The organism is Methyloversatilis sp. MC4-4 (assembly GCF_049843555.1).
Taxonomy (GTDB): domain Bacteria; phylum Pseudomonadota; class Gammaproteobacteria; order Burkholderiales; family Rhodocyclaceae; genus Methyloversatilis; species Methyloversatilis discipulorum_B.
Genome location: NZ_JBBHZK010000004.1, coordinates 134775 through 156163 on the forward strand (window position 1 = coordinate 134775; position 21389 = coordinate 156163).

A 21389-nucleotide genomic window follows, 5' to 3' on the forward strand; every position below is an offset into this window, starting at 1 on the left:
GGTGTCCGTTGATACCGACCCAGGGAGCACCATGAATACGGAACAGACCCTCTCGTTCTCCAATGCAGCACTGTTTGACTATCTCGACCGCGCCAGCGATGCCGAGCTCGACAGCCTCGACTTCGGCGTCATCGGCATGGACGACGCAACCCAGGTCAGACGTTACAACCGCTTCGAATCGGCCGCCGCCGGCCTGTCGCCCGATCGAGTGATCGGGCACGCGCTGTTCACCATGGTGGCGCCGTGCATGAACAACTTCATGGTTGCCCAGCGCTTCGAGGACGCGCAGCAGGACGGCAGTGTGCTCGACGACACCATCGACTACGTGCTGACCCTGCGCATGCGCCCGGTCAAGGTGAAGCTCAGATTGCTCGCCCGACCCGGCAGCGACTTGCGCTATGTGCTGGTCCACCGCCAGACCTGAGCCGGAGCACGCATGAGCGCACCGGTAGAAGAGGAATACGAAGCGCTGCTGCAGTTCATGTACATGGCGCCGATAGGCCTTGTACAGACGCTGGCGGATGGCGAGATCACGATGATCAATCCGCTGTGCGCACAGCTGCTGATGCCGCTCTCCCCGGACGGCCAGCTGGCCAATCTGTTCACCGCGCTGGAAGCCGTAGTGCCCGACCTGCGACAGCGGGTGCAGGATTTTCCGGACGTGCACGGCACGGTGTGCGACGCGCTGCAGGTGCCCATCGCGACCGGCCAGCCCGGCCGCAGGCAGAGCCAGGTGCTGGCGCTGACGCTGCTCAAGCTCGACGCCGAGCGGCTGATGGCCGTCATTTCCGACGTGACGCAGTCGGTCCGCCGGGACCGCGAACTGCGCCAGAGCCAGGCCTGGATCAACACGCTGGCGATCGGCCTGACCGACTACGCCCTGGTATCGCTCGACCACCATGGCTGTGTGCAGGACTGGAACCCGAGTATCGCCCGCATCACCGGTTTCACCGAGGACCAGGTGATCGGTCGCAGCCTGTCGATGTTCTACCCTGAAGACGCGATTTCCGAACAGCGTGTGCTCGACCGGCTGCACGAGGCCGACCGCACCGGCTGGAGCCTGGACGAGGGCTGGTGCGTGCGCGCCGATGCCGGTCGCTACTGGGGCAGCTGCCTGATCGCGCCGCTGCACGACCGCGACGACGCGCCGACGGACGAACATGCCTACAGCCTCATCATCCGCGACGTGTCAGACCGGCGCGAGGCGGCGGAAGCATTGCTGAAGGCGGTGTCCTGCGATCACCTGACCGGCCTGCTGAACCGCCGCGCCTTCGTCGAGGCGGTCGAGCTGGAGATGCAGCGCTGGGCGCGCTTCCCGCGGCCGCTGTCGCTGGTGATGATAGACGCCGACCATTTCAAGCGCATCAACGACCAGTACGGACATGCCGCCGGCGACGCCGTACTGCGCCATCTCGCCGCCGGCATGACCGCGACCTTCCGCGCGATGGACGTGCTGGCGCGCTTCGGTGGCGAGGAATTCGTCGTGCTGCTGCCGGACACCACGCTGGAGGGCGCAGAGATTGTCGCCCAGCGCCTGTGCCAGCTGCTCGCGTCGCAGGCGGTGGAGGTCGGCGGGCAGGCCGTGCGCTACACGATCAGCGCCGGCGTTGCGACGATGGATGCGGACGTGAGCGATTTCGATGCCCTGATGCAGCGTGCCGACGAGGCGCTCTATGCGGCCAAGGCCGGCGGCCGCAACCGGGTAGAGCGCTGGCAGCCGGCGCTTCAGTCGGCGGCCGTGCGATGAAGCCGGACAGCGACCCAGAGGATCTGCAGCCGCCCGCCTATGAGGCGCTGATCCAGTTCCTCTATCAGGCGCCGATCGGCCTGCTGCAGATCCGGCCCGACGGCACGGTGACGATGATGAATCCGCGCTCGGCGCAGTTGCTGATGCCGCTGGCGCGGCAGGGCAATCTCGACAACCTGTTCGAGGTGCTGGACGAGGTGGCGCCGGATCTGCGCGCCATGGCCGACGCCGCCATCGAGCCGGGTGCGCTGGTGTGCGAGGGGTTGCGCATGCCGGTAACGCCGACGACCGGAAGTCGGCGCGTGCTCGGTATCAGCCTGCTGCGGCTCGATGCCCACACCATCATGGGCTGCGTCAATGACGTGACGCACGAGGTCGAACTGGAGCAACAGCGTCTGGCGTCGCGGATGCGCGACGCCTCGCGCACCGACAGCCTGACGCTGATGCCCAACCGCTCCGCCGTGCTGGAGCGCATACAGCAGGCGCTGGCGCGCCCTGACGCCAGCGGTGCCCCCACCTTTGCCGTGCTGTTCATTAACTGCGACCGCTTCAATCGCGTCAATCTGACGCTCGGGCAGGCCGGTGGCGACCGGCTGCTGCGCATGGTGGCCGAGCGGCTGAACGGCACCGTGCGTCAGCGCGATGCCGTCGGCCCTGCGCGGGAGCCGCTGCATACAACGGCCCGCCTCGGCGGCGACGAATTCGTTGTACTGCTCGATGGCCTGCGTGGCAGCGAGGACGTGCACAGCATCGCGCAACGGCTGATCGACACGCTGTCCCGCCCCTATCTGATCGACGGCGTCGAGGTTCATATTTCCGCCAGCATTGGCGTCGTCGCCGGAAATCATGCCGCGGCCGAAGCGAACGCCGTGCTGCAGGACGCGAGCCTCGCCATGCAGGAGGCGAAGCGCGCCGGCGGCGGGCGTCACGTGCTGTTCACGCCGTCGATCAAGGACATTGCGACCCGTCGCGGCGCACTCGAAGTGGAACTGCGGCGGGCGCTCGAACAGAGCGAACTGTTCGTCGTCTACCAGCCCATTGTCGAGTTGGCCGACGGTCGCGTCGCGGGCTTCGAGGCGCTGGTGCGCTGGCAGCATCCGCAGCGCGGTCTGGTGTCGCCGGTCGAGTTCATCGAGATTGCCGAGGAGTGCGGCCTGATCGGCGCGGTCGGCGAGTTCGTGCTCGATTCGGCCTGCCGACAGCTGGCCGCCTGGCAGCGCCGCTTCGGCGCGCAGGCGCCCGGCATGGTGTCGGTCAACCTGTCGCGCGCACAACTTCAGGACGCCGTCATCACCGACCAGGTTGCGCGCGTGCTCGAATCGAGCGGCCTGCCGGCGCAGGCGCTGCAGCTGGAAGTGACCGAGAGCATGGCGGCTCAGGGCGATGACATCCGCGCCCGCCTGCTCGAACTGAAGGCGCTCGGCATCGCGCTTGCACTGGACGATTTCGGTACCGGTTATTCCTCGCTGGCCTGTCTCGGCCAGCTGCCGATCGATACGGTCAAGATCGATCGCTCCTTCGTCTCCGACGCCGAGAGCAATCTGCACAAAAGGGTGCTGATCGAAGCCACCGTGCGCGTTGCCCGCAGCCTTGGCATGAGCACGACCGCCGAAGGCATCGAGACCGAAGGTCAGGCGGCGCTGCTGGCGACGCTGGACTGCAACAAGGGGCAGGGCTACCTGTGGTCGCGTCCGCTGGCTGCGCCTGCTGCCACGCAGTGGCTCGCGGAACGCATCGGTGCGGCCGACCCGATGCCGGCCGAAACCCATCCGTCCGCTGCGGCGCCCCTGCGCGCCGCCTCCGGCTTCCGCGCCTGACGACCGCAAGATCCTGCGGACCGCTGCGGCAATCCCTGTGCAGACACCCGCGTTGGCCAGGAGTCGCGGATCGCGCCGACGTGGGCACGCCCGCGCACCGCGGGCACTGACCATGCCACCCGCCGAGGACGGCAGGCGAACGCAAATGAAAACGGGCCAGTCCGCGAAGACTGACCCGTTGTATGCATGGCGCGCCCGGCGCGATTCGAACGCACGACCCCTGCCTTCGGAGGGCAGTACTCTATCCAGCTGAGCTACGGGCGCATTGCGGGCGGTGAAACAGCCCGCAGGCGGCGAAGGATAGCCGCTTTGCGCCTGCGCGTCCATGTGGGTGGTGCGTCCGGGGCGCAGGCGGCGCCGGCTGCCGCTATAATGGCGCGTTCTGTTTTTCCAACCCTATCCAGGTCATCAGAGGAAGGCACCATGTCGGACGCGCACGAAGAGCACGAAACTCTCATCAAGACGCCGCAACAGCTGATCGCGGTGGTCGTACTGTCATTTGTGGTGTTTGTCGGTCTGGGCGTGCTGGTGGCCCAGTACGTGTCGTCCGGCTACAAGGGCGCCAGCAATCCTGATCCGGAAGTGGTGTCGCGCGCGATCCAGCCGGTTGCGCAACTCGCTCTGGGCGAGCCGGAAGCCAAGGGCCCGAAAACGGGCGAGCAGATCTACAAGGGCGCCTGTGCCGCCTGTCACGACGCCGGCATGGCCGGCGCGCCGAAGCTGGGCGACAGTGGCGCGTGGGCCAGCCGTATTGCCACCGGCCTCGATGCACTGGTGAAGTCGGCGATCAACGGCAAGGGCGCGATGCCGGCCAAGGGCGGTAACGCCTCGCTGAGCGACGACGAAATCACCCGCGCCGTGGCCTACATGGGCAACAAGTCGGGCGCCAGCTTCGCCGAACCGAAGGTCGCCGACGCGGCCGAAGCGCCGGCTGCCGATGCAGCCGCGGCGCCGGTCGAAGCCGCGGCCATTGCGGCGCCGGCTTACGAAGAGAAGAAGTAAGCGCAGTACCGCTGCAAAGAGAAAGCCCGCTGACCAGCGGGCTTTTTTTTGTCCATCGCGGGCGACGTGAGTGCGCAACGCCCGCTTTCGGCTGCCGTTCGACACATGAGTTCGTCGGCAGCGGCGTGGATCGAAGTCGGCGGACTGAAGCGGCCGCGTCGCGGTCAGAAGACCGCTCCCACAGGGGTGCTGCGCCCTATCCAAGACCTGAGCTCGGGACGGGGTTCTGTGGGAGAGGCCTTCTGACCCGGGCAGCGGCGTGGATCGAAGCCGGCGGACTGCTGCGGCCGTGTCGCGGTCAGAAGACCGCTCCTACAGGGGTGGTGCGCCCGATCCACGGCTCGAGTGCCGGACGGGGTTCTGTGGGAGGGGTCTTCTGACCCCGACAGCGGCCTGGATCGGAGCCCGCAGGCTGCAGCGACCGCCTCGCGTGCGAGGTAAGCGCGACGCCGGTCAAGCGCCCGCCGGCCCCTTGCCGGCCAGCAGTGCTTTCATCGCCTCCAGCCGCGCGACGTTGGTGGCGCGGTCTTTGGCGGTCGGGGCGGCGCCATCCTTCTTGGGGCGCTGCACGTCCTCGCCCATTTCGGCGATGAAGCGCGACGGCTCGCAGTCGCGCGATTCGCGGCCGCTCTTGCGCCGTTCGCAGTGACTCAGCGTCAGCGTGCGCTGGGCGCGGGTGATGCCGACGTACATGAGGCGCCGCTCTTCCTCGATCTTGCCGCCGTCGATGGACTCGCGGTGCGGCAGGATGCCTTCCTCCAGGCCGATCAGGAACACGTGCTTGTACTCCAGGCCCTTGGAGGCGTGCAGCGTCGACAGCTGCACCGCGTCGCGTTCCTCGCCGTCGTCGCGCTTGTCCAGCATGGTGATCAGCGCGACCGTCTGCGTCAGTTCCATCAGTGTCTTGCCGTCTTCCTCACCCTTGCGGCCCATCCAGTCGACGAATTCGCGCACATTGTTCCAGCGCGTTTCCGCTTCCTTCGGCTCGAACTGTTCGAACAGCCAGGTTTCGTAGCCGATGCCGCGCAGCAGGTCTTCAAGCAGGAGGCGCGGCGCCTCGGTGCGGGCGCGCCACTCAAGCCGGTTGATGAAATCGCCGAATTCGCGCAGCGGGGTCAGCGCGCGTGCCGGCAGCGCCTGCTCGGCGCCGGTTTCGAACATCGCCGCGAACAGGCCGATGTGGCGCTCGCCGGCGTAGCGGCCGAGCGCTTCGAGACTCATGCCGCCGATGCCGCGCTTGGGCGTCGTCACCGCGCGGATGAAGGCCGGGTCGTCGTCGCCGTTGGCGATCAACCGCAGATAGGCCATCACGTCCTTGATTTCGGCACGGTCGAAGAAGCTCTGGCCACCGCTGATGACGTAGGGAATCTTCTGTTCGCGCAGCGCCGTTTCGATCACTCGCGCCTGGTGGTTGCCGCGGTAGAGCACCGCGTAGTCGCTGAACTTGCCGCGGTGTTCGAACTTGTGCGAAGCGATGCGCATGGCCACGCACTCGCCCTCGTGCTCGGCGTCGCGCGCCACCATCAGCGTGATCGGGTCGCCGCGCCCCATGTCGGACCACAGCTTCTTGTCGAACAGCTTTTCGTTGCGCGCGATCAGCGTGTTGGCGGCCGACAGGATGCGCTGCATCGAACGGTAGTTCTGTTCGAGCTTGATCACCTTCAGCTTCGGGTAGTCGGTCTGCAGATTGCGCAGGTTCTCGACGTCGGCGCCGCGCCAGGCGTAGATGGCCTGGTCGTCGTCCCCGACCGCGGTGAAGGCGCCGCGATGACCGGCCAGCAGCTTGACGATCTGGTACTGGCAGCTGTTGGTGTCCTGGTATTCGTCGATCAGCAGGTAGCGCAGCCGGCGCTGCCAGCGTTCGAGCAGTTCTTCGTCGCTGGCGAGCAGGCGCGCCGGGATGCCGATCAGGTCGTCGAAATCGACCGCCTGGTAGGCGCGCAGCGTGCGCTCGTATTCCTCGTAGACGCGCGCGGCCAGCGCCTCCATCTCGTCGGCGGCGTGCGAGGCGGCGGCCGACGGCGGCAGCATCGCGTTCTTCCAGCCGGAAATGCGCGACACCAGTGCGCGCAGCCGCGACTTCTCGGTTTCCTTCGAAATGTCGGACACGATGGCTGTCGCGTCCGACGAATCGAGTATCGAAAAGGCCGGCTTCAGACCAGCCGCCTTCGCTTCGGTGCGCAGCATCTTCACGCCCAGCGCGTGGAAGGTCGAAATGTTGAGCTGCTTGCCGGCGCGCCCTTCGAGCAGGTGCGAAGCGCGCTCCTGCATTTCCTTGGCGGCCTTGTTGGTGAAGGTGATGGCGGCGATATTGCGCGGGTCGAAGCCGCACTCCTGCACCAGATAAGCGATCTTGCGCGTGATGACGCGGGTCTTGCCCGAGCCGGCACCGGCCAGCACCAGCAGCGGGCCGTCGAGATACTTCACCGCCTCGCGCTGAGGCGCGTTCATGTCGGACAGCATGGGATGCAGTCACCGCCCGGACGGGCAGCGCACCAATCGATGGAGTGCCGGGATTGTACCGGCTTGCGGCATGCGTCCCGCGTGGGTATGGTTCGCGCCTCCCGTAGCCCATCCTGTCCGCTTCACATGCTTCCTCCGATCGAACAGCGGCTCGCCGCAGAACTGGGCGCGCGCCCGCAACAGATCAACGCCGCCGTCGCCCTGCTGGACGAAGGCGCGACCGTGCCCTTCATTTCGCGCTACCGCAAGGAAGCCACCGGCGGCCTCGACGACACCCAGCTGCGTCTGCTCGAAGAGCGCCTCGGCTATCTGCGCGAACTGGAAGAACGCCGCGTCGCGGTGATCGCCAGCATCGACGAACAGGGCAAGCTCACGCCGGCGCTGCGCGCCGAGATCGAGAACGCCGACAGCAAGCAGCGGCTGGAAGATCTGTATCTGCCGTACAAGCAGAAGCGCCGCACCAAGGCGCAGATCGCGCGCGAAGCGGGCATCGAGCCACTGGCCGACGCGCTGCTGGCCGATCCGACGCTGACACCGGACGTCGAAGCTGCCAAGTTCCTGAACGCCGAAGCTGGCTTCGCCGACACCAAGGCGGTGCTGGACGGCGCGCGGCAGATCCTGATGGAGCGCTTCGCCGAAAGCGCCGAACTGGTCGGCGCGCTGCGCGACTACGTGAGTGAACATGGCGTGGTGGTCGCCACCGTGGCCGACGGCAAGGACAACGACGCGGAAGCCGCCAAGTTCCGCGACTACTTCGCCTACCGCGAAAAGCTGGCCGACATTCCGTCGCACCGCGCGCTGGCACTGTTCCGCGGTCGCAACGAAGAGGCGCTGCGGGTGAAGCTGGCGCTGGACAGCGACCCGGAGGACGGCAGCCGTTCGCCCGAACCCAACCCCTGCGAACGCCGCGTCATGACGCACGCCGGTATCCGCGACCAGGGCCGTGCTGCGGACCGCTGGCTGGTCGATACCGCGCGCTGGACCTGGAGCGTCAAGCTGTCGGTGCACATCGAGCTCGACCTGATGGGCGAGCTGCGCAGCCGTGCCGAACTGGAAGCGATCCGCGTGTTCGCCAAGAACCTGAAGGACCTGCTGCTGGCCGCACCGGCCGGTCCGCGCGTCACCATGGGCCTGGACCCCGGCATCCGCACCGGCGTGAAAGTGGCCGTGGTCGACGCCACCGGCAAGCTGGTCGATACGACGACCATCTATCCGCATGAGCCGCGCCGCGACTGGGACGGGTCACTGCATGTGCTGTCCGCACTCGCGCAGAAGCACGGCGTGCAGCTGATCGCCATCGGCAACGGCACGGCCAGCCGCGAAACCGACAAGCTGGCGGCTGACCTGATCAAGCTGAAGCCGGAACTGGCAATGACCAAGATCGTCGTGTCGGAAGCGGGCGCCTCGGTGTACTCGGCGTCGGAACTGGCGGCCAAGGAATTCCCCGGTCTCGATGTGAGCCTGCGCGGCGCAGTGTCCATCGCCCGCCGGCTGCAGGACCCGCTGGCCGAACTGGTGAAGATCGACCCCAAGGCCATCGGCGTCGGTCAGTACCAGCACGACGTCAGCCAGACCAAGCTCGCGCGCTCGCTCGACGCGGTGGTCGAGGACTGCGTGAATGCGGTCGGCGTCGACGTGAACACCGCGTCCGCCCCGCTGCTGGCGCGGATTTCCGGTCTGAACTCGACGCTGGCGCAGAACATCGTCGCCCACCGCGACGCGCACGGCGCCTTCCCTTCGCGCAAGGCCCTGCTGTCGGTGCCGCGCCTCGGCGACAAGACCTTCGAACAGTGCGCCGGCTTCTTGCGCATCATGAATGGTGACAATCCGCTCGACGCCTCGGCGGTGCACCCGGAAGCCTATCCGGTGGTCGAACGGATACTGGCGGACGTGCAGAAGAAGGCGCGTGAGCTGATCGGCGACGCCGCCACGGTGAAGAAGCTGACGGCGCAGAAATACACCGACGAGCGCTTCGGCTTGCCGACCGTGCAGGACATCCTGCGCGAACTGGAAAAGCCGGGCCGTGACCCGCGCCCGGAGTTCAGGACGGCCAGCTTCCGCGACGGTGTCGAGGACATGAAGGACCTCGAACCGGGCATGCAGCTCGAAGGTGTGGTGACCAACGTGACCAACTTCGGCGCCTTCGTCGACATCGGCGTGCACCAGGACGGGCTAGTGCACGTGTCGGCCATCGCCAACCGCTTCGTGAAGGACCCGGCTGAAGTGGTGAAGGCGGGCGACATCGTCAAGGTGAAGGTGGTCGAGGTCGACCTGGCACGCAAGCGCATCGCGCTGACCATGCGCCTGGGCGACGAAGTGGTGAAGAAGCCTGCCGGCGGTGGCCGCGACAATCGCGGTGCGCGCCCCGACCCGCGCGCGATGGCCAAAGCCAAGGAGGCGCCTGCCGCCAACAATGCGCTGGCCGCGGCCTTCGCGAAGGCCGCGAAGCGCTGAGGGCGGCGCTTGGCGCTCACCGGGGTTGAGGTTCTTGTGTCAGGGGTCTTCTGACCCCGACAGAAGTCGGAATCGAAGCCGGCCGTCTGCAACGGCCGTGTTGCAGCCAGGGCCGCTCCCACCGTGGACTGTGCCTGGCCCTCACCGCGGTTGAGGTTCTTGTGGGAGGGGTCTTCTGACCCCGACAGCGGTCTGCATCGAAGCCGCCGGACTGCAACCGCCGCGTCGCGGCCAAGGCCGCTCCCACAGGGATCGTGCCCGACCTGTAGCTGGGGCCGGGCTTGTGTGGGAGCGAGCTTGCTCGCGATAGCGGCGTCGAGCGGCGGCGCTATCGCGAAGGTCTGCGCGGGCCGCGCCTAGCGCAGCGCGCCGAACACCTTTTTCGCCAGGCTGCCGGCAGCGCCGACCGGGTTCTTGCGGATCGCCTTCTCCTCTTCGGCCACCATCGTGAACAGGCCGTCCAGCGTCTTCTGCGTCACGTAGTTGTCGAGGTCGGCGTCTTCCTTGCTGATCACGCCGTACTGTGCGCCCTTGGACGCAAACTTTTCGTAGCTCTTGGCCAGACCCACCTTGTCCATCGCCTTCTGCACGATGGGCTTGAAGCGTTCCTTCAGCTGGGCCGAGGTCTTGCCCTTGAAGTATTCGGTGCCCGCCGTGTCGCCGCCGGTCAGAATCTTCTTCGCGTCCTCGACGCTCATTTCTTTGACCGCGCCGACCAGCAGTTCCTTCGCTTCCGGTACCGCCGCCTCGGCGGCACGGTTCATCGCGGTGATCAGTTCATCGGCCTGCTTCTTCATGCCGAAGGTGCGCATCAGCTTTTCCGCCTGACGCAGGCCGTCGGGCATCGGGATCTTCACCTTTGCGTTCTTCAGGAAGCCGTCCTGCTTGCCGAGCAGATCGACCGCCTTCGACGCGCCCTGGGTCAGTGCCTCCTTCAGGCCACCGCCGGCGTCCTTGTCCGACAGGTCGGACAGTGACAGTGCCCACACCTGGGTGCACATGACAAGACACGCCACAAAACCGACAATCGCACGCATGGTCGAAGCCCTCTGTGTTTGAACGAATGAAGATTATGGATCGCAAATGGGTATCACCGTTAGTGTTGCTGGCGCTGATTGCACTGGTATGGCTGCTGCGCGGCACCGGTCATCCGGAGCAGGTGCCGGCACTTCAGGTCGCGCTGCTGGACGGTGGCCGGATCGACCTAGGTAACGCCGACGGAAAAGTGCGTCTGGTGAATTTCTGGTCCACCTCCTGCGGCCCCTGCATCAAGGGCATGCCGGGTCTGGCGGACACGCACCGCCGCCACGCGGCGCGCGGTTTCGAGGTGGTGGCGGTCGCCATGTCCTACGACGCGCCGAGCCATGTGCAGGACTTCGCGCAACGCGAAAAGCTGCCGTTTCGCGTAGGCTTCGACCCGGTCGGGGCCCTTGATCGCGGCTTCGGCGGCATCCGTGCGACGCCGACCAGCTTCCTCGTCGATCGCGATGGCCGCATCGTCAAACGCATCATCGGTAACCCGGATCACAGACAGCTCGACGCGCTGATCGACACACTGCTCCCGCCCGCTTCCTGACCCCTTCAATGAAAACCCGTCACCTGATCGCACTGCTGCTCGCCGCAGCGGTGCTCGTCGCATGGCTGTTCTGGCCGCGCGGCATCGCCGTCGATGTCGTCAAGGTCGAGCGTTCGCCGCTGACCCAGAGCGTGGTCGCCACCGGCCGCATCGCCACACCGTCGCGCATCGAACTGGGCACGCAGATCACTGCCATCATCGACGAGGTGACCGTGCGCGAGGGCGCGGCGGTCAAGGCGGGCGAGCTGCTGGTGCGGCTGCGCGCGAGCGACGCCGACGCGGCGGTCGAACAGGCGCGCTCGCAGATTGCCGAAGCGCAGGCGCGTTTCACCCAGCTCGACGCGGTCGGCCTGCCGGTGGCCGAACAGGCGGTGAAGCAGGCCGAGGCGAATCTGCGCGTGGCCGAGGCCGAGTACCAGCGCGCCGAGGCGCTGGTGGCGCAGCAGTTCTTCTCGCCGTCGAAACTGGACGAGGCGGCGCGCCAGCTGGACAACGCGCGCGCCCAGCTGCGCACCGCGCAGGCGCAGCGCGACGCCAACACGCCACGCGGTGCCGAACGTGTCAGCGCCCAGGCGCGGCTGGCGCAGGCACAGGCTGCGCTCGAATCGGCGCAGGCACGACGCGACCTGCTGACGCTGCGCGCGCCGGTCGATGCGCTGGTGATTGCGCGCGACGCGGAGCCGGGCGACGTCGCCCAGGCCGGCCGCGCGCTGCTGACGCTGGCCGAAAACGGCGAAACGCGCATCTACGCGACGCTGGACGAGAAGAACCTGCGCTACCTGCGGCTCGACGCCCGCGCTCAGGCGGTGGCGGACGCCTTCCCCGGTCAGCCTTTTGACGCCGTTGTCTACTACCTGTCGCCCGCCATCGACGCCCAGCGCGGCACGGTCGAGGTTCGGCTGCGCGTGCCCGAACCGCCGGCCTTCCTGCGGCCGGACATGACGGTATCGGTCGAGGTGGTGATCGGTCGCAAGGAGCAGGCGCTGTCGCTGCCGCTGGAGGCGGTGCGCGAGGTCGACAGCGCTGCGCCCTGGGTACTGGTCGCGCGCGACGGCGCAGCGGCGAAGGTGCCGGTGAAAGTCGGTCTGCGCGGCGTCGGCCGCGTCGAGATCACCGACGGACTGGCCGAGGGTGAGGTCGCCATCATGCCGGCCGGCGGCGCGCTCGATGGCGACCGCATCCGCATCAAGCCGGCGCGCGGCGCACCGGGCCCGACGCCCAATCTCGGTCGCTGACGATGGCGCGGCCCAAGCTTCCGTTCGAGTTCCTGGTCGCGCTGCGCTTCCTGCGCGAGGGGCGCATGCAGACCGCGCTCATCCTGCTTGGCGTGACCGGCGGCGTCGCGGTCATCGTGTTCCTGTCGCAGCTGATATCGCAGCTGCAGGCCACCATCATCGACCGCGTGCTGGGCAGTCAGGCGCACGTCGTGATGCGGCCGCTCGAGGAAGTGAACCTGCGCGCCTCGACCGACCCTGCCAGCTCCGTGCTGATCGAGCCGCGCGCGCAGCGCCTGCGTTCGATCGACCAGTGGGAAGCGATGGTGAAGCTGGCCGAAGCACAGCCGCGCGTGGTTGCGGTGTCGCCGGTGGTGAGCGGCCCCGCTTTCGCGCTGCGCGGTCGCGCCAGCAAGTCGGTCGCGCTGGTCGGCGTCGAGCCCGACCGCTATCGCCGCATCGTCAAGATGGACACCTACATGACGCGCGGCGCCTTCCAGGTCGACGGCACGAACGCCATCATCGGTATCGAACTGGCGAAGGATCTCGGCGTCACGGTGGGCGACAAGATGTTCCTGCGCGCCGCTGGCGGGCGCGACGAACTGCTGCAGATCACCGGCCTGTTCGACATCGGCAACAAGGACCTGAATCGGCGCTGGGTGTTTACGACGATGAAGCTGGCGCAGTCGCTGCTCGACCTGCCGGGTGGTGTGTCGAACATCGACATCACGGTGGCCGACATCTTCGATGCGCAGGAGGTGAGCGAGCGGCTGCAGGCCGGCAGCGGCCTGACGGTCGAAAGCTGGATGACCACCAATTCCCAGCTGCTGGCCGCGCTGCGCAACCAGACGGTATCGAACAACCTGATCCGCGGCTTCGTCATCGTCATCGTGGCGCTCGGCATTTCGAGCGTGCTGGTGGTGAGCGTGGTGCAGAAGCAGAAGGAGATCGGCATCCTGCGCGCGATGGGCACCAGTTCGAACCGCGTAATGGGCATCTTTCTGCTGCAGGGCGGGCTGGTCGGTTTCGTCGGCGCGCTGTCCGGTGTCGCGCTCGCCTGGGGTCTGCTGCAGTTCTTCTCCAGCGTCTATCGCACCGGCGACGGCGCGCCGCTGTTCCAGCCGCAGCTGGACACCGGTATCGCGCTGTCGGCGGCGCTGATCGCGCTGGTGGTCGGCGTGCTGGCGGCGCTGATTCCGGCGCGGCGCGCGGCCAAGATGGACCCGGTGCAGGCGATTCGTGCATGAGGCGCGGCGCATGAACGCCATCGTATCGCTGCGGGGCCTGCGCAAGTCCTACGGCATCGGCACGCCGGTAGAAACGGAAGTGCTGCACGGGCTCGACTTCGAACTGGCCGAGGGCGAGTTCTGCGCGCTGATCGGCCCCAGCGGCTCCGGCAAGAGCACGCTGCTCAACCTGATCGGTCTGCTCGAACGACCGACCTCGGGCGAGCTGGCGATTGCCGGGACCGAGACGCGCGGCCTGTCCGAACAGGCGCTGACCGTGCTCCGTGGCCGTCATATCGGCTTCGTATTCCAGTTCCATCATCTGCTGCCGGCCTTCAGCGCGCTGGAAAATGTCATGATGCCGTCCATCATCGAGCACGGTGTCGCCACCGCGCAGGCGGAGGCGGTGGCCTTCGATCTGCTGGATCGCGTCGGTCTGAAGGGCCACGAGCACAAGAAGGCCAATCAGATGTCTGGCGGTCAGCAGCAGCGGGTGGCGATCGCGCGCGCACTGTCGCTGTCGCCGCGGCTGATACTGGCCGATGAACCCACCGGAAATCTGGACACTCACACGGCGGATGATATTTTTGCGCTGCTGCGCGAATTCAATCGCGAACGCGGCAGCGCCTGCCTCATCGTGACGCACGACCCGCGTCTGGCGGCGCGCTGCGACCGCCGCATCGAACTGGTCGATGGCCGCATCGCCCGCGGCGACTGAACGCCGCGCGGGGCGGCGCGCCGACCCCGATCCACATTCCGCTATTCCGCTTCGATCATGACGACACACAGCACTGCCTACGTCGCCGAACTGACTGCGCTGCTCGAAGAGGTGGCGCGCAACACCACCGACACCACCGGCGAGCGGCTCGCCCGTTTGATCACACTGATGCGCCCCGGACGACGCGACGGCGTCGAGGTTGCCGAGTCGCGTTTCCGCGCGCTGCTGCGCCTGCTCGGCGCGCGCGCGGAACTGGCCGGCGCGCTGTCGGCCCATCTGAACGCGGTGCTTGCCGCGCGCATGCACCGCACGCTGTATGCCGAATCCGGGGTGCTCGCCAACCAGGGCTTCTTCAGCGGTCTGAGCAGTCGGCTGCTCGGCCGCATGCTGCCGCCGGCGGTCGATGCCGACTTCCTGCGCGACCTGTTCAGCGAGGTGTTCGACGACGCCGGCGACGGCGAATGGATGAGCGCCATTCCGCGCGAGGACTGGCAGGCGCTGCTCGATCTGCTGCAGGTGACCGGCGATGCTTTTGCACCGGCGCGTCGCCAGATCCGGCACGAGCTGTTCGAAGCGATGCGCATGGCTTCGCACCGGCTGGCGGCGCTCGGCATGGAGCCGGCGTTGCTGCGCTATCTGCCGGCACTGGCGCGGCACGAGTCGCCCTTCCTCGCGCAGAGCGACGAGGTACGCGCTTTCATCGCCCGTCATACCGACAGCGACGAGGTGCTGCCGCACGACGGCCACCTCGAAGTGCTGCTCGAACAGTGCGTGAGCTATGTCGACACCATCCGGCGCCGTTCGCGCGAGGCGGGCGTCGGCGTGAACCTGGTGTTCGTGCTGGCGCGCATCGAGCAGATCACCGGCCGGCTGCGCCTGCTGCGCATGCTGGTGTTGCCCGATCCTGCCGTCGATGCGCCGACCCTGCGCGCCCGCGCGATCGATTTCTTCCTCTGTCTGGTGCGCCAGGAAACCCGCCGCAACAGCGTGCGCGACCTGTTCTCCGGCACCACCGAACTGCTGGCGCGGCGCGTGACCGAACAGGCGAGCAAGTCGGGCGAGCACTACGTGACCGAAAGTCGCGGCGAGTTCTTCGGCATGTTCCGCGCCGCCGCCGGTGCCGGCCTGATCATCGGCTGCATGGCGCTGATCAAGATCGTGACCGGCAAACTCGGTCTGCCGCCGGTGTGGGAGGCCGTCGTGCACAGCCTCGACTACGGGCTGGGTTTCGTGCTGATCCACATCCTGCACCTGACCGTTGCCACCAAGCAGCCAGCGATGACCGCCGCCACGCTGGCCGCCGCGCTCGACGGCAAGCAGAACCGCGACGCGCGCCTTGGCGTGCTGGCGGATCTGGCCGCGCAGGTCAGCCGCACGCAGTGGATATCGATCGCCGGCAATGTGTTGATCGGCTTCCTGACTGCGATGTCGATTGCGATGGTCGGCGGTACCTTCCTCGACTGGCACCCGGTCGATCCGGTCAAGGGCGCGCACCTGCTGCACGACCTGCATCCGCTGCTCAGCATGGCCATTCCGCACGCGGCGATCGCCGGCGTCTTCCTGTTCCTCAGCGGTCTCATTTCGGGTTACTACGACAACCAGTCGCTGTATCACCGGGTGCCGGAGCGGCTGCGCCGCGTGAAATGGCTGCGGGCGCTGCTGGGCGAAGCGCGACTGAACCGGCTGGCCAACTATGTCGAACACAACCTCGGCGCGCTGATGGGGAATTTCCTGTTCGGCTGCATGCTGGGCAGCACACCCATCATCGGGCAGTTGCTGGGCCTGCCGCTGGACATCCGCCACGTCGCCTTCGCGTCGGCCAACCTCGCCTACGGCACGCACGCGCTCGGCTTCGATCTCGACTGGCACACCATCGCGGTCGGTGCGCTCGGCGTGATGCTGATCGGCCTGACCAACCTCATCGTCAGCTTCAGCCTTGCGATGAAGGTGGCGCTGCGCTCGCGCGGCATCGAGCCGGAAGACACGCGCGGGCTGTCGGTCAAGCTCGCCCGCCGCTTCCTGACCCGGCCGCGCGACTTCTTCTGGCCGCAGCGGCAGGACTCGACCGCCGCCGACGAAGCGCGCGGCTGAGACCGGCGCTCAGGACTGCGGCGCTTCGCCTTCCGGCTTGCGGGTCCGGCTGCGGCGCGGTGCGCGCGGCTTGGCGGGCTTGACCTCGGTTGGTTCGACCGCCGCTTGCACGGCCGTGGCGGGCGTTTCGGCCGGCGCGGGCGTCACCGCCTCGGCGGCCGGCTTGGCCTTGCGTTGCGGGCGGCTGCGGCGCGACTTGGCCGGCGCCTCGCCGCTGGTCTCCGCGGCGCTGTCCGCAGCCGGTTCCGGCAGCAGTTCGAGCTGCTTGTCAGCCGCTCGCTCGATCAGCTGCACCTGCGCCTGACCGTTGTCGCCCTTGCGCAGGCGGAACAGTTCCGGATGGCTTTCCAGAAGGCCGGACAGGCTGGCGTGGCCGTAGTCCTTGTGACTGAAGCCGGGTTCGTACTGGCGCACGATCTGGCCGACGCGGCCGATGCCGGCCCAGCCGCTGTCCTCGTCGGTGGCCGACCGGATGCCCTGCGACAGCAGTTCGAGGATCTGCGCGTCAGGTTGCGCGTTGCGCGGTCTGCGCGGTGTCGGTTCGGGGCGCGCAGCGGCGGCGCCGGAGGATGCCGCCGGTTTCTTCTTCTGCGCCGAAGCGGGGGGCGACGCGCGCATGTCGTCGGTGAACACGAACTCCTCGCAGGCGCGCTGGAAGGCGACGGGCGTCGTGCGGCGGCCGACGCCCATCACGAACAGGCCGCTCTCCTGGATGCGACGTGCCAGCGAAGTGAAGTCGGAATCGCTGGACACGATGCAGAAGCCATCGACCAGGCCGGAGTGCAGCAGGTCCATCGCGTCGATGATCATCGCGCTGTCGGTCGCGTTCTTGCCGCCGACGATGCGGAACTGCTGGATCGGCCGGATCGAGTGATCGAGCAGGTGCGCCTTCCAGCTGGTCATGTTGGGCGAGGTCCAGTCGCCGTAGATGCGGCGCACGGTGACGCGGCCACGCGATGCGGCGGCGAGCAGGACGGGCTGGATCAGCGAAGGCTGCGCGTTGTCGGCGTCGATGACGAGCGCGAGGCGACGCGGCTGGGAAGAGGAGTCGTTCATGCGGGATGCGATGCTGGACGGGAAAGCGGCATGCTACGCCAATCGGCACCCGGCCGTCGCGCGTGGGCGAGGTTCTGTGGGAGGGGTCTTCTGATCCCGACTGCAGCCTTGATCGAAGCCTGCTTAGTGCAGCGGCCGGGTCGCGGCCAAGGCCGCTCCCACAAGAACGCGCTCAGCCCTCGATGGTCAGATACACCAGCGTCTGGTTCAGCAGCTGGTAAGCCACTTCGCCGAAGGTCATCGGGCCCAGCATGGCCGGCACGCGCTTGCCTTCGAGCTCGCTGTACAGGTAGTTCAGCACGCAGTTGCAGCTGAAGCCTATCGGGCCGGTCTGCCCCGGCAACGCGGTGTGAAAGGCGCTGACGTAATCCGGCACCGGCGCCGCGAAGCGGTATTCGATGTCATCGAATACCGGCGCGTAGAAATCGACCGTGCCCTTGCCGGCATCGACCGACTTGATGCTCACGTTGATCATCGCACCGCTGTAGTCGGCCACCAGCGGTAGCTTGGTGTCGATCGCGCGCGAACTGACGTACTGCGCGAAGTTGCCGGGCTGCCCGTTGATCAGGCATTCGGTCGCGCTGAAACCCTTGGCCGGAAAGCGGATGCGGTCGCCTTCGCCCTGGGTGAACAGGTTGATGATGTCGATCTGCGCGTACTTGCTCTCGGGCAGCGGCACGTGCATCACCAGCGCGCGTTCGCCGTCGAATTCCAGCGTTTCGCCATTGACCACCAGCGGGCTGGCGCGGCCGAGATCCGACAGGTGAATGCCGGAAATCCAGCCGACCAGCGGCTTCAGGTACATGTCCTCGTAGCCGGGCGCGTTGCGTGCGAACAGCGAATGCACGGCCGAGAACGCCGGCATCACGATGATGGAAAAACCGTTCTCCGGCGCGTCGGCGCAGACGCGTTCGAGGCTGATCTGGTCGTAGAAGCGGATCATCGGCAGGCCGTTGATCACCGGCACCTGCGCGACATAGAGCTGGTCGCGCGTGGTGACGCCGCCGTCCTGGCCCATGAAGTAGGGAATAGTGCCGCCTATCCAGTGGCCGCGCGGCAGCTGGCGCAGCAGCGCTTCGTCGCCGGCGACGCTGAAGTGACCACCGCCGCGGATCAGGGCCGTCGCTTCGGACAGCCCCATCATGCGTCCGCTCACGGCGGACGTGTTCTGAGTCGTCATGTAAGTCTGTCCGGGAATCAGTGCGTGCGCAGTTGCGCCAGTTCGTGGCCCAGCATGCGGGCGTTCTTGACGAAGTAGCGGTGCAGCTCGCGCAGCTTGAGCATCCGCACCTCGTCGTCGGTGATCACCTCCATCTGGCTGCGCAGGCGGGTCATCAGCAGTTTCAGGCTGAGCGCCCGGATGTCGATGTCGCGCTGGCCTTCGATCAGCTGCAGCCAGACCGGATCGGCCACGTCGGGAATATCGTCGTCGGACGCCGCGGCGGGCGGCGCACCGGGATCAGCGGCGGGCTGCAGGGGGGCCGCGGCGGATGCCTTCGACGGTTCGGCGATCGCCGCCTTGCCCTGGTCGAGCGCGAACTTGAATTTCCACAGTTCCTGCAGCGGAATGCCGGTGATGGCGCAGATGCCGTTCAGCGAAACACCTTCGTTGAACAGTGCGAACACCTGTTTTGACAGCGCCTGCGAGAAAGGCATGTCGGCCGGGCCGGCCCACGGCAGCGAGCTCAGATCGGCGTTGGGTGGCGCCAGCACGCGCAGATGACAGCGCCAGCCGGCCAGATCGATGTGACGCCAGACGCGCTCTGCCGCCTCCGGCTCCTGCTTGCGCGCCAGGCCGAACCAGCCGCGCTGAACTTCGAGGCCTATCCATGCATCGATGCGGCGGGCACCCGGATCGAAACGGAAATCGCGTACCGTCCACGGTTCGTTCAACTGCAGCAAGCGTCCCAGCAGGACCTTGTCCAACGCCATCGCTGTCTCCTTCTCCGACCTCGTCCGCCTCCCGCTCGTTGTCAGGAAGTCTTGATTTGGGTTGATTGGCTCGGAATTGCGACGCGCATAGTAACAAAGCGCGCGGACAGCCAGCAGCGCACTGCAGCACGGTAAGCTGCGGCAGGTTCAATGACATGGGATTCTCCCGATCCGGACGGTTCGGGATGAGCACCGGAAGGTGCTGAAGGTGTGGTGCGCGGAGAGAGACTCGAACTCTCACGCCTTGCGGCACTGCCCCCTCAAGACAGCGCGTCTACCAATTTCGCCACCCGCGCACTTGGGTAGGGGCGCGAATATACAACAAAAAGGATGATTCTGCGTGAGTGATTTACGTCGTGCCCGGCACGTGATGTGGGAACTGGTGAAGCCGCACCGCGGCCGTCTGGCGCTGGCGGCGCTCGGTCTGGTGCTGGCCGCCAGTTCGGCGCTGGCGCTGGGTCAGGGCTTGCGCAGCGTGATCGACCAGGGTTTCGCCGCCGGCGACCCGCAGTGGCTGGACCGCGCGCTGGCCGGCACGCTGGGGCTGGTCGTGCTGCTGGCCGGCGCCACCTGGCTGCGCTTCTACAACGTGTCCTGGCTGGGCGAACGGGTGGCGGCCGATCTGCGCACCCAGGTGTATGCCCACCTGCTGACCCTGCCGCCCTCCTTCTTCGAGGCCGGGCGTACTGGCGAAGTCATTTCCAGACTGACCAACGACACCGCGCAGATCGAGAACGTGGTCGGATCGACGCTGTCGATCGCACTGCGCAACACGCTGATGCTGGCCGGCGGCCTGATCATGCTGGGGCTGACCAGCGGCCGGCTGACGCTGCTGGTGCTGGCCGGCGTGCCGGTGGTGGTGGCGCCCATCGTCATTTTCGGCCGCCGCGTGCGCGGGCTGTCGCGCGAGCGACAGGCGCGGGTGGCCGACCTCGGCACCCATGTTGACGAGAGCGTGCACGCCATCCGCATCGTGCAGGCCTGCGGTCACGAGGCGGCCGACCGCACGCATTTCGCGGCGCTGGTCGAGCGCAGCTTCGACACCGGCGTGCGCCGCTACCGCCACACGGCGGTGATGATCGTCATGGTCATCCTGCTGGTGTTCGGCTCGGTCGCCCTGATCCTGTGGGTGGGCGGTCATGACGTGCTGGCCGGGCGGCTCAGCGCCGGCGAACTGTCGGCCTTCGTGTTCTACGCCGCCATCGTCGCCAGTTCGGTCGGCGCGCTGTCCGAGGTGTGGGGCGAACTGCAGCGCGCCGCCGGCGCCACCGAGCGCCTGATCGAACTGCTCGATACGCAGCCGGACATCGCGGCGCCGGCCGACCCGCTGCCGCTGCCGCAGCCAGCGCGCGGCGACATCGCCTTCCGCGGCGTGCGCTTCTGCTACCCGAGCCGGCCGGACATTCCGGCGCTGGACCGCTTCGACCTGACGGTACGCGCCGGCGAGACGGTGGCGCTGGTCGGCCCCTCGGGCGCCGGCAAATCCACGCTGTTCCAGCTGCTGCTGCGCTTCTACGATCCGCAGGCCGGCAGCGTCGAGATCGACGGCGTGCCGCTGGCGCAGGCCGACCCGGCCGCCGTGCGCGCGCGCATCGCACTGGTGCCGCAGGAAGCCGTCATCTTCGCCGCCAGCGTGGCCGACAACGTGCGCTACGCGCGGCCGGACGCGAGCGACGATGAAGTGCGCACCGCCTGCGAGGCCGCCTTTGCCGACGCCTTCATCCGCCAGCTTCCGGGCGGCTATGACAGCCCGCTCGGCGAACGCGGCGTGCGGCTGTCCGGCGGCCAGCGCCAGCGCATCGCGATCGCCCGCGCCATCTTGGCCGACCGCCCCATCCTGCTGCTGGACGAAGCCACCTCGGCGCTCGATGCCGAAAGCGAGCGCATGGTGCAGGCTGCGCTGGCACCGCTGATGGCCAGCCGCACCACGCTGGTGGTGGCGCACCGCCTGGCCACCGTACAGCGCGCCGACCGCATCATCGTGCTCGACCACGGTCACGCGATCGAATCCGGCACGCACGCCGAACTGCTGGCGCGCAATGGCCTGTACGCACAACTGGCGCGGTTGCAGTTCATCGACGACGGCGCTTGAG

16 protein-coding genes and 2 tRNA genes are annotated in these 21389 nt (G+C 67.5%); 11 read left to right on the forward strand and 7 right to left on the reverse strand.

What is annotated here, in order from left to right:
- Positions 1-31 precede the first annotated feature (31 nt).
- From WDZ97_RS16625 to WDZ97_RS16635, 3 genes are read left to right on the forward strand one after another with little or no spacing between them, the layout of a single operon-like run.
- Positions 32-424, forward strand: a complete 393-nt coding sequence (locus WDZ97_RS16625; protein WP_425763475.1) for a phosphonate transporter — start codon at positions 32-34, stop codon at positions 422-424.
- Between the two features lie 12 nt (positions 425-436).
- On the forward strand, positions 437-1747 hold the full coding sequence (locus WDZ97_RS16630; RefSeq protein ID WP_425763476.1) for a sensor domain-containing diguanylate cyclase: 1311 nt from the start codon (positions 437-439) through the stop codon (positions 1745-1747).
- Entirely contained in the window at positions 1744-3564 is a 1821-nt protein-coding gene (locus WDZ97_RS16635) for a putative bifunctional diguanylate cyclase/phosphodiesterase (protein WP_425763477.1), read from the forward strand. Before WDZ97_RS16630 ends, WDZ97_RS16635 begins: the two co-directional genes overlap by 4 nt.
- A 187-nt stretch (positions 3565-3751) precedes the next feature.
- On the opposite strand, the gene WDZ97_RS16640 is transcribed toward WDZ97_RS16635, so the two are convergent.
- Positions 3752-3828 (reverse strand) — tRNA-Arg (locus tag WDZ97_RS16640).
- Between the two features lie 159 nt (positions 3829-3987).
- Here WDZ97_RS16640 and WDZ97_RS16645 point away from each other — a divergent pair.
- Positions 3988-4566, forward strand: a complete 579-nt coding sequence (locus WDZ97_RS16645) for a c-type cytochrome (RefSeq protein WP_425763478.1) — start codon at positions 3988-3990, stop codon at positions 4564-4566.
- Positions 4567-5019: 453 nt separating this feature from the next.
- On the opposite strand, the gene WDZ97_RS16650 is transcribed toward WDZ97_RS16645, so the two are convergent.
- Entirely contained in the window at positions 5020-7029 is a 2010-nt protein-coding gene (locus WDZ97_RS16650; RefSeq protein WP_304006456.1) for a UvrD-helicase domain-containing protein, read from the reverse strand.
- Between the two features lie 126 nt (positions 7030-7155).
- Here WDZ97_RS16650 and WDZ97_RS16655 point away from each other — a divergent pair, with 126 nt between their 5' ends.
- The gene (locus WDZ97_RS16655) at positions 7156-9483 is read left to right on the forward strand and encodes a Tex family protein (RefSeq protein ID WP_425763479.1); all 2328 of its coding nucleotides are present in this window, start codon (positions 7156-7158) and stop codon (positions 9481-9483) included.
- 356 nt (positions 9484-9839) lie between these two features.
- Here the strand turns inward: WDZ97_RS16655 and WDZ97_RS16660 are convergent, their stop codons facing one another.
- Complete coding sequence (locus WDZ97_RS16660) at positions 9840-10520, reverse strand: DUF4197 domain-containing protein (RefSeq protein ID WP_425763480.1); 681 nt, start codon at positions 10518-10520, stop codon at positions 9840-9842.
- Between the two features lie 14 nt (positions 10521-10534).
- Here WDZ97_RS16660 and WDZ97_RS16665 point away from each other — a divergent pair, with 14 nt between their 5' ends.
- The 5 genes from WDZ97_RS16665 to WDZ97_RS16685 are packed head-to-tail and all read left to right on the forward strand — an operon-like array spanning position 10535 to position 16308.
- Entirely contained in the window at positions 10535-11059 is a 525-nt protein-coding gene (locus tag WDZ97_RS16665; RefSeq protein ID WP_425763481.1) for a TlpA disulfide reductase family protein, read from the forward strand.
- Positions 11060-11067: 8 nt separating this feature from the next.
- Positions 11068-12294, forward strand: coding sequence for an efflux RND transporter periplasmic adaptor subunit (locus tag WDZ97_RS16670; protein WP_425763482.1), 1227 nt, complete (start codon positions 11068-11070; stop codon positions 12292-12294).
- A gap of 2 nt (positions 12295-12296) precedes the next feature.
- On the forward strand, positions 12297-13520 hold the full coding sequence (locus WDZ97_RS16675; RefSeq protein ID WP_304006441.1) for an ABC transporter permease: 1224 nt from the start codon (positions 12297-12299) through the stop codon (positions 13518-13520).
- Positions 13521-13530: 10 nt separating this feature from the next.
- Positions 13531-14217 (forward strand): ABC transporter ATP-binding protein, encoded by a 687-nt coding sequence (locus WDZ97_RS16680; protein WP_304006439.1) that lies wholly within the window; start codon positions 13531-13533, stop codon positions 14215-14217.
- Positions 14218-14274: 57 nt separating this feature from the next.
- Entirely contained in the window at positions 14275-16308 is a 2034-nt protein-coding gene (locus WDZ97_RS16685; protein ID WP_425763483.1) for a site-specific recombinase, read from the forward strand.
- 9 nt (positions 16309-16317) lie between these two features.
- Here the strand turns inward: WDZ97_RS16685 and WDZ97_RS16690 are convergent, their stop codons facing one another.
- The 4 genes from WDZ97_RS16690 to WDZ97_RS16705 form a co-directional block, all read right to left on the reverse strand.
- The gene (locus WDZ97_RS16690) at positions 16318-17364 is read right to left on the reverse strand and encodes an NYN domain-containing protein (RefSeq protein ID WP_304006434.1); all 1047 of its coding nucleotides are present in this window, start codon (positions 17362-17364) and stop codon (positions 16318-16320) included.
- 172 nt (positions 17365-17536) lie between these two features.
- Positions 17537-18544 carry a DUF6976 family protein gene (locus WDZ97_RS16695; protein ID WP_304006432.1) on the reverse strand — a complete coding sequence of 336 codons (1008 nt, stop codon included), beginning with the start codon at positions 18542-18544 and terminating at the stop codon, positions 17537-17539.
- Positions 18545-18561: 17 nt separating this feature from the next.
- The gene (locus tag WDZ97_RS16700) at positions 18562-19296 is read right to left on the reverse strand and encodes a hypothetical protein (protein WP_304010775.1); all 735 of its coding nucleotides are present in this window, start codon (positions 19294-19296) and stop codon (positions 18562-18564) included.
- Positions 19297-19507: 211 nt separating this feature from the next.
- Positions 19508-19592, reverse strand: a tRNA-Leu gene (locus WDZ97_RS16705).
- Between the two features lie 74 nt (positions 19593-19666).
- On the opposite strand from WDZ97_RS16705, the gene WDZ97_RS16710 reads away from it, so the two are divergent.
- Complete coding sequence (locus WDZ97_RS16710) at positions 19667-21388, forward strand: ABC transporter transmembrane domain-containing protein (protein WP_425763663.1); 1722 nt, start codon at positions 19667-19669, stop codon at positions 21386-21388.
- Position 21389: the final 1 nt, after the last annotated feature.